General features: G+C 59.7%; 12 protein-coding genes. 9 read left to right on the top strand and 3 right to left on the bottom strand.

The genetic code is table 11. From position 1 onward, the window contains the following. Nucleotides 1-463: 463 nt before the first annotated feature. Nucleotides 464-1,243, bottom strand: coding sequence for a peroxide stress protein YaaA (yaaA, locus tag C9383_RS14110; RefSeq protein ID WP_090366645.1), 780 nt, complete (start codon nucleotides 1,241-1,243; stop codon nucleotides 464-466). A 132-nt stretch (nucleotides 1,244-1,375) separates the two neighbouring features. On the opposite strand from yaaA, the gene C9383_RS14105 reads away from it, so the two are divergent. The 6 genes from C9383_RS14105 to moaE all read left to right on the top strand — a co-directional run bounded on the left by C9383_RS14105 (nucleotide 1,376) and on the right by moaE (nucleotide 9,620). Continuing rightward, the gene (locus tag C9383_RS14105) at nucleotides 1,376-2,500 is read left to right on the top strand and encodes a polysaccharide deacetylase family protein (RefSeq protein WP_090366643.1); all 1,125 of its coding nucleotides are present in this window, start codon (nucleotides 1,376-1,378) and stop codon (nucleotides 2,498-2,500) included. A gap of 347 nt (nucleotides 2,501-2,847) precedes the next feature. Then, nucleotides 2,848-4,242, top strand: a complete 1,395-nt coding sequence (locus tag C9383_RS14100) for a PhoH family protein (RefSeq protein WP_060753866.1) — start codon at nucleotides 2,848-2,850, stop codon at nucleotides 4,240-4,242. Between the two features lie 314 nt (nucleotides 4,243-4,556). Then, the gene (locus tag C9383_RS14095; protein ID WP_090366641.1) at nucleotides 4,557-8,276 is read left to right on the top strand and encodes an autotransporter domain-containing protein; all 3,720 of its coding nucleotides are present in this window, start codon (nucleotides 4,557-4,559) and stop codon (nucleotides 8,274-8,276) included. A gap of 179 nt (nucleotides 8,277-8,455) precedes the next feature. Continuing rightward, on the top strand, nucleotides 8,456-8,929 hold the full coding sequence (gene moaC / locus C9383_RS14090; RefSeq protein WP_060753864.1) for a cyclic pyranopterin monophosphate synthase MoaC: 474 nt from the start codon (nucleotides 8,456-8,458) through the stop codon (nucleotides 8,927-8,929). Then, complete coding sequence (moaD, locus tag C9383_RS14085; protein ID WP_060753863.1) at nucleotides 8,926-9,168, top strand: molybdopterin converting factor subunit 1; 243 nt, start codon at nucleotides 8,926-8,928, stop codon at nucleotides 9,166-9,168. Before moaC ends, moaD begins: the two co-directional genes overlap by 4 nt. 5 nt (nucleotides 9,169-9,173) lie before the next feature. Beyond that, complete coding sequence (gene moaE, locus C9383_RS14080; protein ID WP_081086985.1) at nucleotides 9,174-9,620, top strand: molybdopterin synthase catalytic subunit MoaE; 447 nt, start codon at nucleotides 9,174-9,176, stop codon at nucleotides 9,618-9,620. A 586-nt stretch (nucleotides 9,621-10,206) separates the two neighbouring features. On the opposite strand, the gene rhlB is transcribed toward moaE, so the two are convergent. Continuing rightward, the gene (gene rhlB, locus C9383_RS14075; protein WP_090366639.1) at nucleotides 10,207-11,676 is read right to left on the bottom strand and encodes an ATP-dependent RNA helicase RhlB; all 1,470 of its coding nucleotides are present in this window, start codon (nucleotides 11,674-11,676) and stop codon (nucleotides 10,207-10,209) included. A 97-nt stretch (nucleotides 11,677-11,773) separates the two neighbouring features. After that, the gene (locus C9383_RS14070; RefSeq protein ID WP_090366637.1) at nucleotides 11,774-12,430 is read right to left on the bottom strand and encodes an alpha/beta hydrolase; all 657 of its coding nucleotides are present in this window, start codon (nucleotides 12,428-12,430) and stop codon (nucleotides 11,774-11,776) included. Nucleotides 12,431-12,775: 345 nt separating this feature from the next. Here C9383_RS14070 and C9383_RS14065 point away from each other — a divergent pair, with 345 nt between their 5' ends. The 3 genes from C9383_RS14065 (at nucleotide 12,776) to C9383_RS14055 (ending at nucleotide 16,169) form a co-directional block, all read left to right on the top strand. Further along, the gene (locus tag C9383_RS14065) at nucleotides 12,776-13,807 is read left to right on the top strand and encodes an amino acid ABC transporter substrate-binding protein (RefSeq protein ID WP_090366636.1); all 1,032 of its coding nucleotides are present in this window, start codon (nucleotides 12,776-12,778) and stop codon (nucleotides 13,805-13,807) included. Nucleotides 13,808-13,879: 72 nt separating this feature from the next. Further along, a complete protein-coding gene (locus C9383_RS14060; RefSeq protein WP_090366634.1) occupies nucleotides 13,880-15,061 on the top strand; it encodes an amino acid ABC transporter permease in 1,182 nt (393 codons plus the stop codon). Nucleotides 15,062-15,071: 10 nt separating this feature from the next. Further along, the gene (locus tag C9383_RS14055) at nucleotides 15,072-16,169 is read left to right on the top strand and encodes an amino acid ABC transporter permease (protein ID WP_090366632.1); all 1,098 of its coding nucleotides are present in this window, start codon (nucleotides 15,072-15,074) and stop codon (nucleotides 16,167-16,169) included. The last annotated feature ends 2 nt before the right edge of the window (nucleotides 16,170-16,171 follow it).

Genomic DNA, 16,171 nt, shown 5'->3' with positions numbered 1-16,171 from the left:
GTGATGGCAACTTAGTTATTGCTGGGTTGTGATGTAAGTCATCTCCTACAGAAACAGAGAATTTTGTTACCGGTGGTATGAGCCGCGTGTTCAGGTGAAGTTCCGAGCCGCTCATCCTGTTTTATGAAATTTCTTGAAATATTGGAAAAGATGGCACTAGTACTATATTGATAGCACTTGCTACTTCGGCCAGTAGTTGCAGGGAGTTGGTAAGCGGGGATAGTTTTGTGCCACTACCTTTTGAAAAAAGCGGTGCCACTACGAAAAAAAATGACGAATGTCGAGTGAAAGATTCGTTAGGAATGCGTCAATCTATTTTTTGACGCCAAATAAATGACGTTTTCAATTTGAAATACAGGCAAAAGTGGAAGGGGGCTTGCTCCCGATGGCAGAGTGTCAGTCACTGAATGGGTAACTGAACTATCGCTATCGGGAGCAAGCCCCCTCCCACATTTTGAGCGCCTTATTCCGGTGCGTGATCCCGCAGGAACACCAGATTGTCCGGCTTGGACAGCTGCGCATCGAAGCGATAACCCTGCACCTCGAACTGCTTCAGATGCGCCGGGTCGTTGATGCGTTCTTCGATCACAAAGCGGCTCATCATGCCCCGGGCCTTCTTGGCGTAGAAGCTGATGATCTTGTACTGGCCGTTCTTCAGGTCCTTGAATTCGGTATTGATGATGCGTGCGTTCAGGGCTGTGCGCTTGACCGCCGAGAAGTATTCGTTGGACGCCAGGTTGAGCAACACATCGTCGCCTTGTTCGGCCAGGGCTTCATTGAGCCACTCGCTGATGCGTGTGCCCCAGAACGCGTAGAGGTCCTTGCCACGGGCGTTGGCCAGCTTGGTACCCATTTCCAGGCGGTACGGCATCATCAGGTCCAGAGGGCGCAGCAGGCCGTACAGGCCCGAGAGCATGCGCAGGTGGTCCTGGGCGTAGCTGAAATCGGCATCGGTGAAGGTTTCGGCGTTCAGGCCGGTGTACACGTCACCCTTGAAGGCCAGCAGTGCCTGCTTGGCATTGGCCGGGGTGAAGGCGGGCGTCCAGCTGCCGAAGCGCGCCGCATTGAGGCCGCCGATCTTGTCGGAGACGTGCATCAACTCGCTGATTTGCGCCGGGCTCAGTTCGCGCAATTGTTCGATCAGTGCCTGGGAGTGATCCAGGTACTGCGGCTGGGTGAAGCGCTGGGTTACCGGCGGCGTCTCGAAGTCGAGAGTCTTGGCGGGGGAAATCACCATCAGCATGAAGTCGTCTCCTGAAATCGTGGCGTGTAGCGTGGCCGCGATTCTAGGGGGTGCAGCGTTTTGACTCCACCTATGATGGCGATAGTCGCGATCCGCTATGATGCCCGGTGACTCTGGAGAGGGAGACCCTGTGTGCGAATCGCGCTTTTAATCTCGGCTTGTCTGTTATGCCTCAATACCCAGGCTGCGCCGGTGGATGTGGCGAGCCTGGATCGTGACACCTGGCCGGAAAAACTCAGCAGTCCGGCGCTGTTCGATGTGGCCTCACGTGCGGAAATCCTGATGTTCGCCCACAGCCTGTTGGCCAGTGAGGCCCAGGATGACGGCGCGCTCAAGCAGCGACTGGGGCTGAAGATCATCAACCTGGCGTCGATCTACGACCTGCGTCGCCAGCTGTGGCAGCGCCTGCTGGAGAACTACACCCTCGCCCAGCAGAGCTGTGAAGAGGACGCCTCGTTCTGCTATCTGGTGGAAAACATGGATGACCTGCGCGAGCAGGCCGGCAAGTTCGTAGTCAGTGAAAACTCCTTCTATATAGGCTGGGCCGGGCCGAGCCATCAATTCCATGAGCGTTACCTCGATGAACTGCTGCGCAAGGCAGCGCTGTTCCCGCAGATCAGTAGCGAAGTGGCGCGCTTTGGTGACCATGAGCGCAACGGTGATGAGCTCAATGATCGAATGTTCCTGCTGACCTTCGACGGCGGTCCGGCACCGCTCAACGGCAATACCGACTGGCTCACTGACTATTTGCGTAAACAGAAGATGAACGCCATTTTCTTCGCCCTCGGCGGCAGCCTGCAAACCCGGGTGGAACGCAGTTCGGCCAGTGACGTGCAGGCGCTGTACCACGGCCAGTGCGTGGGCACCCAGGGTTGGCAATACCGTTCCCACAGCCACTGGGTGGACTGGCAAAGCTCCATCACACGTGGTGCGTCGCTGACGCAAAACCTGATGCCGGAAAACTACGTGCCGCTGTTTCGCCCGCCTTACGGCCAGCGTCGCGCGGACAGCCAGGGGTTCTTCCAAGCGCAAGGTCTGCAGGTGGCGTTGTGGGATATCGATTCCCAGGACGAGCCGGGCCAGCTCAAGGCCGACGAATCGGCGCAACGGGTGCTGACGCTGATGTTGCTGTGGCGCAAAGGGGTGATTGTGTTTCATGACACCCAGGACAAGGCACGGGTGGCGTTGCCGCTGTTGTTGCAATCTACGGCGCAGAGTGGCCTGGGCTGGCAGGACTGCCGGGAAGCTTTTCGTTGAAAAGACGAAACGCCCGGCCCGGTTGGGGCAGAGGCATTTTCGGGGTGATTTTGTGCGACAAATCGATGCAGGCGGACTTCCGACTTTAACGGGGTACCTGGCACTCGGCTAGTGTTATTCGTCATCCTGAAAAATAAACTTCAAAAAAGCGTCAAAGTGCTTTTTCCTGTCATGGGTTTTGCGGTATTACGAAGTCAGATCGCCGAAACCTGCAGCACAGGTGGCGTCTTACAAGACTCCTCAGGTGGGCACCGCGCTTGACGTCACTCAGGTGCGGTCGGTGGTCGAATCGAGGCGCAGCACCGCCCAGGTATTGCGTCGAATGGCTCCCACAAAGGTGACCGAGTATGGATGATCATGGACGTAACCCTTCTTCCGACCAGCCAATCCTTTACGTGCTTGATACCAACGTATTGATCCACGATCCAAACGCACTGCTTAACTTCGAAGAACACCACGTCGCCATCCCGATGATCGTGCTTGAGGAGCTCGACAAGCTCAAAAGCGGGCACCACAGCGTGGCCGCCGAGTGCCGCCAGGCGATTCGCCTGATCGACAAGACCCTGGGTGAAGCTTCACCCGAAGACGTTGAAGTCGGCGTGCCGATCCAGCGTGGCAAAGGCGGGCCCAAGGGCTTGCTGTCGATTCTGATGAGCAAGCGCAGCGAGCCCAACAGCCTGCTGCCGGAGAACCTGAACGACAACAAAATCATCAACCAATTGATCGACTTGCACGCACGCGACAAGGAGCTGCGCGTGGTGCTGGTGACCAAAGACATCAACATGCGCCTCAAGGCACGAGCGTGTGGGATCGCTGCCGAGGACTACAGTACCGACCAACTGGTCGACGACGTATCGATGCTGTCGCGTGGTTATCACATGATGACCGGCTCGTTCTGGGATCGCGTCAGCAAAGTCGAAACCCGTCAGGATCATGGCCGCACCTGGCACCAGGTGCAGTTGATCGACAACCTGCCGGCCGTGCACATCAATGAGTTCATCGTCGACGAACAGGGCTTCGTGGGCTGGATCAAAGAGATCCAGGTCGACAAGCTGCTGATCCTCGACCTGCATCAGGAACCCCTGTTGCACCAGGAAGCCTGGGGCCTGAAACCGCGCGATATCTACCAGAGCCTGGCGTTGTATGCGCTGCTCGACCCGGATATCCACCTGGTCAACCTGACGGGCGCCGCAGGTTCGGGCAAAACCATTCTCGCCCTGGCTGCCGCCATCGAACAGACCATGGTGACCAAGCGCTATCGCCGCATCATCGCCACCCGCAGCGTGCAGGGCCTGGACCAGGAAATCGGTTTCCTGCCCGGCACCGAGGCGGAAAAAATGGAGCCGTGGCTGGGGGCGATCACCGATAACCTCGAAGCTTTGCACATGGATGACGAAAACACCCATGGCAGCGTCGATTACATCCTCAGCAAAGTGCCGTTGCAGTTCAAATCCCTCAACTACATTCGAGGTCGCAGCTTCCAGCAAAGCCTGATCCTGATCGATGAATGCCAGAACCTCACGCCGCACCAGATGAAAACCATCATCACGCGTGCCGGCGCCGGTTCCAAAGTGGTGTGCCTGGGTAACCTGGCACAGATCGACACCCCTTACCTGTCCGCGACCAGTTCCGGGCTGACCTACCTGACGGAACGTTTCAAAGACTTCCCCAACGGCGTGCACATCGCGCTGCAAGGGGTGCCTCGTTCGATCCTGGCCGAATACGCCGAGTCGCATCTGTAAACACACACACCTGTGAGAGTTGGTGGCTAAATGCCACGAACCGCCCCGGATTTTTCACGAAGTCCGGGGTTTTTGTTGTGGGCGACATTTGTCTTCGTTAATGCGCCCAGGGTGCTTGTGGTCTTTGTAATTATTTTGTTACATTTTTTGCCGCTGCAAAAACAATAAGAACGCTGCGTGACCCCCGTCGGAAAACCACCTCATTCATTCGACGAACACTTGAAAACCCCATGGGTTTTCCGCGTGACCCTGCCTATTACAAAAAGCCCGATACATCGCTCATTGACGACGCACATCTCCAAAGGGAAAGGAAAATGGACGTAGCAGGTAATGGCTCCACTGTATTTTTTCGCAAGCGCCAATCGATACCCCTCACACCCATCGCACTCGGCTTGGCCTTATGGCTCGGCCACGGCCCAACGGCCTGGGCGGATGACAGCAACCCTTACACCGCCCCGGTGCTCGAATCGGCCTTCCGCAAAGCGGTTGCCTCGTTTGGCCCGAATACCGACGTGTATAAAAACCTGCGGTTTGCCTACGCCGATATCGTCGATCTTGCCGCCAAAGACTTCGCCGGCCAGTCCGCCAAGTTCGATTCGGCCCTCAAGCAGAACTACGAGCTGCAACCAGAAAACCTGACCATCGGAGCCATGCTCGGTGACACCCGGCGGCCGCTGGACTACAGCTCACGCCTGGATTACTACCGCAGCCGGCTTTTCAGCAACAGCGGTCGCTACACCACCAACATTCTCGACTTCTCCAAGGCCATCATTGCCAACCTGCCCGCCGCCAAGCCCTACACCTATGTAGAACCGGGCGTCAGCAGCAACCTCAACGGGCAGCTCAACGCCGGCCAGTCCTGGGCCGCCGTCACCCGTGACTGGAATGCCAACGCGCAAACCTGGAAAACCCCGGAAGCCCAGGTCAACTCCGGCCTGGATCGCACCAACGCGTATTTCGCCTATGCCTTGGGCATGACCGGCAAGGGCGTGAATGTCGGCGTGCTCGACTCCGGCATTCTCACCGAACACTTCGAATTCCAGGGCAAGAACGCCCAGGGCCAGGACCGTGTGCAGGCGGTGACGTCCACCGGCGAGTACTACGCCACGCATCCGCGTTATTTCCATGACACCCCGGCGGGCGAGTTTCAAAAAGGCGAGCACTTCAGTATTTCCGGCGAGTACGACCCGACCATCAACGACGGGCACGGCACGGAAATGTCCGGTGTGCTGGGCGCCAGTCGCAACGGCACCGGTATGCACGGCATAGCCTTTGACGCGAACATTTTTGTCGCCAATACCGGCGGCACCGACGACAACCGTTTCCAGGGCTCCAACGATCTGGACTACAACGCGTTCATGGCCAGCTACAACGCCCTGGCCGCCAAGAATGTGTCGATCGTCAACCAGAGCTGGGGGCAGAACTCGCGCAATGACGTGGAAAACCATTTCGGCAACGTCGGCGACAGCGCGGCCGACAACCTGCGCGACATGACCGCCGCCTACCGCCCGTTCTGGGACAAGGCCCACGCCGGGCAGAAAACCTGGATGGATGCGATGGCCGATGCTGCCCGGCAAAACAGCTTTATCCAGATCATTTCGGCGGGCAACGACAGCCACGGCGCCAACCCGGACACCAACGCCAACCTGCCATTTTTCAAGCCGGATATCGAAAGCAAATTCCTTTCGATCACCGGTTACGACGAGACCAGTGCCCAGGTCTACAACCGTTGCGGCACCTCGAAATGGTGGTGCGTGATGGGTGTTTCCGGGATTCCGTCCACCGGGCCTGAAGGTGAAATCATCCCCAACGCCAACGGCACTTCCGCCGCTGCGCCGAGCGTCTCCGGGGCTCTGGCGCTGGTGCTCCAGCGCTTCCCCTACATGACCGCCAGCCAGGCCCGGGATGTGTTGCTCACCACCTCCAGCCTGCAAGCGCCGGATGGGCCGGACACCCCTGTGGGCACCCTGACCGGTGGCCGCACCTACGACAACCTGCAACCGGTGCATGATGCGGCGCCGGGCACGCCGCAAGTACCGGGCGTGGTCAGTGGCTGGGGCCTGCCCAATCTGCAAAAAGCCATGCAAGGGCCGGGGCAGTTCCTCGGGGCGGTGGCCGTGGCATTGCCAACGGCTACGCGTGACATCTGGGCTAACCCGATTTCCGATGAGGCGATTCGCGCACGTCGGGTAGAAGATGCCACCGAACAAGCGACCTGGGCCGCGACCAAACAGCAAAAAGGCTGGCTCAATGGCCTGCCTGCCAATGCTTCGGCGGATGATCAGTTCGCGTACGAGATCGGCAGCGCACGGGAGCAGGCGACCCTGGCTCGTGGCAAGGATTTGCTCACCGGCGCGACCTATGTCGGCAGCCTGGTCAAGTCCGGTGACGGCGAGCTGGTACTGGAAGGCCAGAACACTTACTCGGGCAGTACTTGGGTGCGTGGAGGCAAGCTGTCGGTGGACGGCTCGCTGACTTCCGCAGTGACGGTGGACGCCAGTGCCGTGGGCACGCGCAATGCGGATAACGGTGTGACGACCACGTTGGGTGGCACGCTGGCCGGCAACGGCACCGTGGGTGCCTTGACCCTCAACAGCGGTGGCCGCGTGGCGCCGGGGCATTCGATCGGCACGCTGCACACGGGTGACGTGACCTTCAATCCAGGCTCGGTGTACGCCGTTGAAGTGGGCCCCAATGGCCGCAGCGACCAGATCCAGAGCAGTGGCGTCGCGACCCTCAATGGCGGTGTGGTGACGGTGTCCCTGGAGAATAGCCCAAACCTGCTGTCCGCCAGCGAGGCGCGCAGCCTGCTGGGCCAGCCGTTCAACATCCTCAGCGCCAGCCAAGGTATCAACGGCCGGTTTGCGGCGATTACTCCCAACTATCTGTTTATTGGCACTGAGCTCAGCTACCAGCCGAACCAACTGAGCCTGACGGTGGCGCGTAACCAGGCGACGTTCGCCAGTGTCGCGCAAACCCGTAATGAGCGTGCGGTCGCGACAGCGGCCGAAGCGTTGGGCGCGGGCAGCCCGGTGTACGAAAGCCTGCTGGCCTCCGACTCGGCGCCGCAGGCGCGGGAGGCGTTCAAGCAGTTGTCCGGGCAATTGCACTCGGATGTGGCGGCGGCGCACATGGCCGACAGCCGTTACCTGCGTGAAGCGGTCAATGGCCGGCTGCAACAGGCCCAGTCGCTGGATTCCAGCGCGCAGATCCAGGCCGGCGATAACGGCGGTTGGGTACAGTTGCTGGGCGGTCGCAACAACATCAGCGGTGACAACAACGCCAGCGGTTATTCCTCATCCACCAGCGGGGTGTTGCTGGGCCTGGACACCGAGGTCGGGGACGGCTGGCGCGTGGGGGCAGCTACCGGCTACACCCAGAGCCATCTCAATGGCGCATCGTCTTCGGCAGACAGCGACAACTATCACCTGTCGGTCTACGGTGGAAAACGTTTCGATGCGATAGCCCTGCGCCTGGGTGGCGCCAGCACCTGGCACCGTATCGACGCTTCGCGTCGTGTGGCCTATGCCAACCAGGCGGACTACGACAAAGCCGACTACAACGCGCGCACCGACCAGGTGTTCGGCGAGATCGGCTACACCCAATGGAGCCAGTTCGAGCCTTTCGCCAACCTGACCTACCTGAACTACCAGAGCGATTCGTTCAAGGAGAAAGGCGGCGCCGCAGCCTTGCACGCCAGCAAACAAAGCCAGGACGCCACGCTCTCCACACTGGGCCTGCGCGCGCATACCCAATTGCCGGTCAGCTCGACGTCGTCGGTGACCTTGCGCGGCGAGTTGGGTTGGGAGCATCAGTTTGGCGCTACCGATCGCGAAGCCTCGCTGAAATTCGCCGGCAGCGACACGGCCTTTGCAGTCAACAGCGTGCCCGTGGCCCGCGATGGCGCGGTCATCAAGGCCAGTGCTGAAATGGCCTTGACCCCGGATACGCTGGTGTCCTTGAGCTACAGCGGTTTGCTGTCCAACCGAGGTAACAACAACGGGATCAATGCCGGGTTTACCTTCCGCTTCTGACCCTTTGTAGTGAGCGGGCTTGCCCCGCGCGGCGGTGTATCAGGTAAGTTTGAGCCGCCTGACACACCGCGGCGCGGGCAAGCCCGCTCACTACATGCATTTGGATGGGGGGCCGCGTGTAGTGCCCCTTTTTTTGACCTACGGGTTTACAATTGTCGCTCCTGATCAGGAGTATCCCTGTGCTGACTCATCTCGATTCCCAAGGTCGCGCCCATATGGTCGACGTCACCGACAAAGCCGTGACGTTCCGAGAGGCCGTGGCCGAAGCGCGGGTGCGCATGCTGCCCCAGACCCTGCAAATGATTGTCGACGGCGCCCACCCCAAGGGCGACGTGTTTGCCGTGGCCCGTATCGCCGGCATCCAGGCCGCCAAAAAAACCAGTGATCTGATCCCGCTGTGCCACCCGTTGATGCTCACTGGCGTCAAGGTCGAGCTGAGCGCCGAAGGTGTGGATACGGTGCATATCCTGGCGCGCTGCAAACTCAGTGGCCAGACCGGCGTGGAGATGGAAGCCCTGACCGCCGCCAGTGTCGCAGCGCTGACGATCTACGACATGTGCAAGGCCGTGGACCGCGGCATGACCATCGAAACCGTTCGCCTGCTGGAAAAGCTCGGCGGTAAAAGCGGGCATTTCAAGGCGGAGCAGGCATGAGCATCAACGTATTGTTTTTTGCGCGCTACGCAGAGGTGGTGGGCTTCGATTCGCTGGAAATGGAAGGCGATTTTGCCACCGTTGACGCTGTGCGCCTGGCGTTGGCGGCGGATCCGGAGTTTGCCGTGCTCAACGAGACCAGCCTGATGTGCGCCCGCAACCAGGAACTGTGCAACCTCGACGAACCGCTGCAGCCGGGCGACGAAGTGGCGTTTTTCCCGCCCGTGACCGGGGGGTGAGCAGGGTGATTCGTGTGCAAGTCGAGGCGTTTGATCCCGGTGCCGAAGTCAATGCTATGCACGCAGCCAATGTGGGTGTGGGCGCGGTGGTGAGCTTTGTCGGTTATGTACGCGACTTCAACGATGGCCGTGAAGTGTCGGGGATGTTCCTTGAGCATTACCCCGGCATGACTGAAAAAGCCTTGGCCAAGATTGCCGTGGAGGCCGAGCAGCGCTGGCCGTTGCTCAAGCTGGAGGTGCTGCATCGTATTGGTGTGCTGGAGCCGGGCGAGCCCATCGTCTTCGTCGCGGCAGCGAGTGCCCATCGCCAGGCCGCGTTTGATGCCTGTGCGTTCGTGATGGATTACCTGAAGACGCGAGCGCCGTTCTGGAAGAAAGAGAACACCAACGAAGGGCCGCGCTGGGTAGAAGGACGCCACAGCGACCATACGGCCGCAGACCGCTGGAAATAGCGGATCGAACACAAAACCAACTGTGGGAGGGGGGTTGCTCCCGATGGCGGTGGCACATTCAACAGTTATGTTGACTGAGCGACTGCTATCGGGAGCAAGCCCCCTCCCACATTTTTACTGCATCCAGCTTTATGGGCGTTTGCGCTCAACCGGGCGCAGCAAGTGCATTGGTGGTCTCTCGCCGCTGATACGAGTCATCTTCCCCAGCGAAGCCGCACCGCTGGAAATAGCGGGTCGAACACAAAACCAACTGTGGGAGGGGGCTTGCTCCCGATGGCGGTAGCACATTCAACAGTTATGTTGACTGAGCGACTGCTATCGGGAGCAAGCCCCCTCCCACATTTTTACTGCATCCAGCTTTATGGGCGCTTGCGTTCAACCGGGCGCAGCAAGTGCATTGGTGGTCTCTCGCCGCTGATAAGAGTCATCCCCAGCGAAGCCGGACCGCTGGAAATAGCGGATCGAACACAAAACCAACTGTGGGAGGGGGCTTGCTCCCGATGGCGGTGGCACATTCAACAGTTGTGTTGACTGAACAACTGCTATCGGGAGCAAGCCCCCTCCCACATTTTTACTGCATCCAGCTTTATGGGCGTTTGCGTTCAACCGGGCGCAGCAGGTGCGTCGGCGGTGTTTCGCAGCTGATCTTGCGGCCCAGCAGCGCCTCGATCGACGGTAGCTGATACGAGTCATCTTCCCCTGCGAAGCTGATCGACACACCCGCCGCGCCGGCACGGCCGGTACGGCCAATGCGGTGCACGTAGTCGTCCGGTACTTCCGGCAGGGTGAAGTTGATCACGTGGCTGATTCCGTCGATATGAATCCCGCGGCCCGCCACGTCGGTGGCCACCAGCACGCGGATCTTGCCCTCGCGAAAGCCTTCCAGGGTCTTGATACGCTTGTGTTGCGGCACGTCGCCCGACAGCTGCGCGGCGTTGACGCCATCACGCACCAGGCGTTCCTCGATGCGGCGAACTTCGTCCTTGCGGTTGGCAAACACCATCACGCGTTCCCAGCCGTTGTCGTTGACCAGGTTGTAGAGCAGTTTGTACTTGTCGGCACCGGCTACGGCGTAGATGTGCTGTTCGACGTTTTCGCTGGCAACGTTTTCGGCTTCGATCTCGACGATGGACGGGTCGGTGGTCCATTGCTTGGCGAGGTTCATCACGTCGTCGGTGAAGGTCGCGGAGAACAGCAGGGTCTGACGCTCGGTTTTCGGTGGGGTCTGGCGAATGATCTGACGGACCTGCGGGATGAAACCCATGTCGAGCATGCGGTCGGCTTCGTCCAGCACCATCACTTCGACCATGTCCAGGTGCACGTCGCCGCGCTGGTTGAAGTCCAGCAGGCGGCCCGGAGTGGCCACCAGGATGTCGCAGTGGCGGGCTTCGAGCTGCTTGAGCTGCTTGTCGAAGTCCATGCCGCCCACGAAGGTCATCACGTTGAGGCCGGTGTACTTGGTCAGGTCGGCGGCGTCCTTGGCGATCTGCACGACCAGCTCCCGGGTCGGGGCAATGATCAGGGCGCGTGGTTCACCCATGTAGCGTTCTTTGGGCGGTGGCGTCTGCAGCAACTGGGTGATGATCGAGATCAGGAACGCAGCGGTCTTGCCGGTGCCGGTCTGCGCACGACCGATGGCGTCTTTGCCGGCCAGGGTGAAACCCAGGACTTGCGCCTGGATCGGCGTGCAGTACGGGAAGCCCAGGTCCTGGATGGCGTGCATCAGTTCCGGGGCGAGCTTGAAATCGTGGAAGCGCGTCTTGCCTTCCTGGGGCTCGACGACGAAGTCTTCGAGTTTCCACGGAGTGACCGGCGGTTTGGGCGCACGTTCGCGACGTGGCTTGGGCGCGACGGGCGCAGGCGTGGCCTCGAGCGGTTTTGCCTGTTCGGCCGGCTTTGCCGCTGGCTTTTTCGGCTGGGCGGCAGGTGCGGTCCGGCCGGGCTGTTTACCGTCATTGCGGCTGCCGGACGTGGGGGCAGGGGCACTGGAAACTGGCGCGAGCGGCTCAGCCTCGCTTTTGCCGAACATCTTCTTGAGTGCTTTGAGCACGGTGATCTCATTAATTGGTTAAGGAATGTACGCCGGCCAGTGTAATGCAAGAAACGGGCGCGGCGTAGTGCGTCTGTCATGCGGCTACATAAAGCAATGCTTTTCAGCCCAGGCGAGTGCTCAACCAGGTACCGATATCGCGTATCTCTTCAGGTAACACTTCGTGGCCCATTGGGTATTCCTGCCATGTCACGGTGACACCACGGGTCTTCAAGTGCTCGTAGGCACTGCGGCCCATGGCGTTCTGTACCACGTCGTCGTAGTGGCCGTGCAGGCACAGGGCCGGAATGCGCTGCTGGCTGGCGGACAATTCCAGCTCATCGTCGAACGTCGGTGCGTAGGTGGAGAGGGCGATCACGCCGCCCAGCGCGCCTTGCCATTTCAGGTACGCGGTATGGAACACCACCGCCCCGCCTTGGGAGAACCCTGCGAGGAAAATCCGCGAGGCGTCTATTCCGCTGCTTTTTTGCTCTTTGATCAGGTCGGTGACCATTTTGGCCGAGGTTTCCAGCTCTTCCAGGCTGATGGACCGGGCCGGGCTCATGGCCTTGATGTCGTACCAGCTGGGCATCTCGTAGCCGCCGTTGATCGTCACGGGACGGGTCGGTGCCTGGGGCAAAACGAAACGGGTTGTCAGTAAGTTTTCCTGCAGCGCTTCGGCCACCGGCAGGAAGTCGTAGCGATCGGCGCCCAGGCCATGCAGCCAGATTACGCAGGCGTCGGCGGACTTGGCGGGCTGAAGAATCAAGGGTTCGGTCATGTCTGCTCCATCTATGTGCACACGCTCCGATTGGGTGCGTTGGAACGGTGCGTAAAAGGTCGATCTGTTAAGAGAATGTCGCAAGGTTGAATCTTTTTCTATTGCACATGGGCTGAAACGACTCAGCCGGCACTCTGGTACGCGCCTTGCTATGTGTAGGTCGATGTCAGAACTATTCGCAGACGGTAACACTATCAGTGACTGCCGCTTGTGGGATAGCAGCTGGAATTATCGCGACAACCTCATGCCGCTTGACCCTAAAAAAAGCCAACACGGGTCGATATCGCCTCATAAGGGTGCGCTGAGGTTCGAGCTCCGACACAACAAGAGCAACTGGAGGTTTGAATGAAGGTATTGAAATCCACCCTGGCCATCGTCACCGCGGCCGCTGTATTGGGTGTCAGTGGTTTTGCCCAAGCCGGCGCTACCCTGGACGCCGTGCAGAAGAAAGGCTTTGTGCAATGTGGTGTGAGTGACGGCCTGCCGGGTTTCTCGGTGCCGGATGCCAGCGGCAAGATCCTCGGGATCGACGCTGACGTGTGCCGTGCTGTGGCCGCTGCCGTTTTCGGCGACGCCACCAAGGTCAAATTCAGCCAGTTGAATGCCAAGGAGCGTTTCACCGCGCTGCAATCCGGCGAAGTCGACATCCTGTCCCGTAACACCACCATGACCAGTTCCCGCGATGCGGGCATGGGCCTGAAATTCCCGGGCTTCATCACCTACTATGATGGTGTCGGCTTCCTGGTGAACAACAAGCTGGGCGTGAAAAGTGCCAAGGAACTGGACGGTGCAACCATCTGCATCCAGGCCGGTACCACCACCGAGCTGAACGTTTCCGATTACTTCCGCGCCAACAACCTCAAATACACCCCGATCACCTTCGATACCTCCGATGAAAGCGCCAAATCGCTGGAATCCGGCCGTTGCGACGTGTTGACCTCCGACAAGTCCCAGCTGTTCGCCCAACGCAGCAAGCTGGCCTCGCCGAAGGATTACTCGGTACTGCCGGAAACCATTTCCAAAGAGCCACTGGGCCCAGTCGTACGTAACGGCGACGACGAGTGGCTGGCCATCGTGCGCTGGGTAGGCTACGCCATGCTCAATGCTGAAGAAGCCGGTATCACTTCGAAAAACGTTGAAGCTGAAGCCAAGTCCACCAAGAACCCGGACGTTGCACGTCTGCTCGGTGCCGACGGCGAATACGGCAAAGACCTGAAAGTGAAGAAAGATTGGGTCGTACAGATCGTCAAGCAAGTCGGTAACTACGGTGAAGTGTTCGAGAAAAACCTCGGCAAGAGCACTCCGCTGGAAATCGACCGTGGCCTGAACGCGCTGTGGAACAACGGCGGCATTCAATACGCACCCCCAGTGCGCTGATCGCTGATGGTTCTGTCACCCGGTGGGCCAACCACCGGGTGATGTTCTGTTCCATTATTTCCGGGGCACTTCATGCAAAATCAAATCGGCGCACCCAAGCAGAAGCTCAGCTTCAGCGATCCCAAAGTGCGTGCGTGGCTCTTCCAGATCATCACGATTGTGGCGGTGGTCTCGCTGGGCTGGTACCTCTTCAACAATACCCAGACCAACCTTCAACACCGGGGCATCACCTCGGGGTTCGAGTTTCTTGAGCGCAGTGCCGGCTTCGGTATCGCGCAGCACCTGATCGACTACACCGAATCGGACAGTTATGCCCGAGTGTTCGTGATCGGCTTGCTCAACACCTTGCTGGTGACCGTGATCGGCGTGGTCCTGGCGACCCTGCTCGGTTTCATCATCGGCGTGGCGCGACTGTCGCCGAACTGGATGATCAACAAGCTGGCGACGGTGTACGTGGAAGTGTTCCGCAACATACCGCCGCTGCTGCAAATCCTGTTCTGGTATTTCGCGGTGTTCCTGACCATGCCGGGGCCGCGTAACAGCCACAACTTCGGCGATACCTTCTTTGTCAGCAGTCGCGGCCTGAACATGCCGGCGGCGTTGATGGCGCAGGGTTTCTGGCCGTTTGTGGTCAGCGTGGTGGTGGCGATCGTCGCAATTGTGCTGATGACGCGCTGGGCCAATAAACGTTTCGAAGCCACTGGTGAGCCGTTCCACAAGTTCTGGGCGGGGCTTGCGCTGCTGGTGCTGATCCCGACGTTGTGCACGCTGGTTTTCGGCGCCCCACTGCATTGGGAAATGCCGAAGCTGGCAGGCTTCAACTTTGTCGGCGGTTGGGTCCTGATTCCCGAGCTGTTGGCCCTGACCCTGGCATTGACCGTCTATACGGCAGCGTTCATCGCCGAGATCGTGCGTTCGGGCATCAAGTCCGTCAGCCACGGCCAGACCGAAGCCGCGCGCTCCCTGGGTTTGCGCCCGGGGCCGACGCTGCGCAAGGTCATCATCCCGCAAGCCCTGCGGGTGATCATTCCGCCGCTGACCAGCCAATACTTGAACCTGGCGAAAAACTCGTCGTTGGCCGCCGGTATCGGTTACCCGGAAATGGTTTCGCTGTTTGCCGGCACGGTGCTCAACCAGACCGGCCAGGCGATCGAAGTCATTGCTATCACCATGAGCGTGTACCTGGCGATCAGCATCAGCATTTCCCTGCTGATGAACTGGTACAACAAGCGCATTGCGCTGATCGAGCGGTGAGGAAACGCCCATGAGTTCTCATACTTTCAAACCTGACATGCCGCCGCCGAACAAAGTCTTCGGCCCGGTGGCCTGGATGCGCGCCAACCTGTTTTCCAGTTGGCTCAACACCCTGCTGACCTTGCTGGCGATCTACCTGGTGTACCTGGTGGTGCCACCGATTCTGCATTGGGCGATTCTGGACGCCAACTGGGTCGGCACTACCCGTGCCGACTGTACGAAGGAGGGCGCCTGTTGGGTGTTTATCCAACAGCGTTTCGGGCAGTTCATGTACGGCTATTATCCCGCCGATCTGCGCTGGCGAGTGGACCTGACCGTATGGTTGGCCGTCGTGGGCGTGGCGCCGTTGTTCATCTCGCGTTTCCAGCGCAAGGCGATCTACGGCCTGAGCTTCCTGGTGCTGTACCCGATCATTGCCTACTGCCTGTTGCATGGCGGCATCTTCGGCCTGACCAACGTGGCGACCAGCCAGTGGGGCGGCCTGATGCTGACCCTGGTGATCGCCACCGTCGGTATCGCCGGCGCGTTGCCGCTGGGTATCGTGCTGGCGCTGGGGCGGCGTTCGAACCTGCCGGCGATTCGTGTGGTCTGCGTGACCTTCATCGAGTTCTGGCGCGGCGTGCCGTTGATCACGGTGTTGTTCATGTCCTCGGTGATGCTGCCGCTGTTCCTGCCCGAGGGCATGAACTTCGACAAGCTGCTACGGGCGCTGATCGGCGTGATCCTGTTCCAGTCGGCCTACGTGGCCGAAGTGGTGCGTGGCGGTTTGCAGGCCATTCCCAAGGGGCAATACGAAGCGGCCGCGGCGATGGGCCTGGGGTACTGGCGCAGCATGGGCCTGGTGATTCTGCCCCAAGCCTTGAAGCTGGTGATCCCGGGCATCGTCAACACGTTTATCGCGCTGTTCAAGGACACCAGCCTGGTGATCATCATCGGTTTGTTCGACCTGCTCAACAGCGTCAAGCAAGCCGCCGCCGACCCGAAATGGCTGGGCATGGCCACCGAAGGCTACGTGTTCGCCGCCCTGGTGTTCTGGATTTTCTGTTTTGGTATGTCGCGCTATTCCATGCATCTGGAACGCAAGCTCGACACAGGCCACAAGCGTTAGGA

The sequence above is a fragment of the Pseudomonas palleroniana genome, assembly GCF_003031675.1.
Taxonomy (GTDB): Bacteria; Pseudomonadota; Gammaproteobacteria; order Pseudomonadales; family Pseudomonadaceae; genus Aquipseudomonas; species Aquipseudomonas palleroniana.
The sequence above is the reverse complement of the archived record's forward strand: the minus strand, read 5'-3'. Positions and strand labels throughout refer to the sequence as shown.

What these genes read in the sequence shown, in the direction of transcription:
- yaaA (WP_090366645.1), bottom strand. Translation starts at nt 1,243, where the DNA reads ATGCTGATGGTGATTTCCCCCGCCAAGACTCTCGACTTCGAGACGCCG.
- C9383_RS14100 (WP_060753866.1), top strand. Translation starts at nt 2,848, where the DNA reads ATGGATGATCATGGACGTAACCCTTCTTCCGACCAGCCAATCCTTTAC.
- C9383_RS14095 (WP_090366641.1), top strand. Translation starts at nt 4,557, where the DNA reads ATGGACGTAGCAGGTAATGGCTCCACTGTATTTTTTCGCAAGCGCCAA.
- moaD (WP_060753863.1), top strand. Translation starts at nt 8,926, where the DNA reads ATGAGCATCAACGTATTGTTTTTTGCGCGCTACGCAGAGGTGGTGGGC.
- C9383_RS14070 (WP_090366637.1), bottom strand. Translation starts at nt 12,430, where the DNA reads ATGACCGAACCCTTGATTCTTCAGCCCGCCAAGTCCGCCGACGCCTGC.
- C9383_RS14065 (WP_090366636.1), top strand. Translation starts at nt 12,776, where the DNA reads ATGAAGGTATTGAAATCCACCCTGGCCATCGTCACCGCGGCCGCTGTA.
- C9383_RS14060 (WP_090366634.1), top strand. Translation starts at nt 13,880, where the DNA reads ATGCAAAATCAAATCGGCGCACCCAAGCAGAAGCTCAGCTTCAGCGAT.
- C9383_RS14055 (WP_090366632.1), top strand. Translation starts at nt 15,072, where the DNA reads ATGAGTTCTCATACTTTCAAACCTGACATGCCGCCGCCGAACAAAGTC.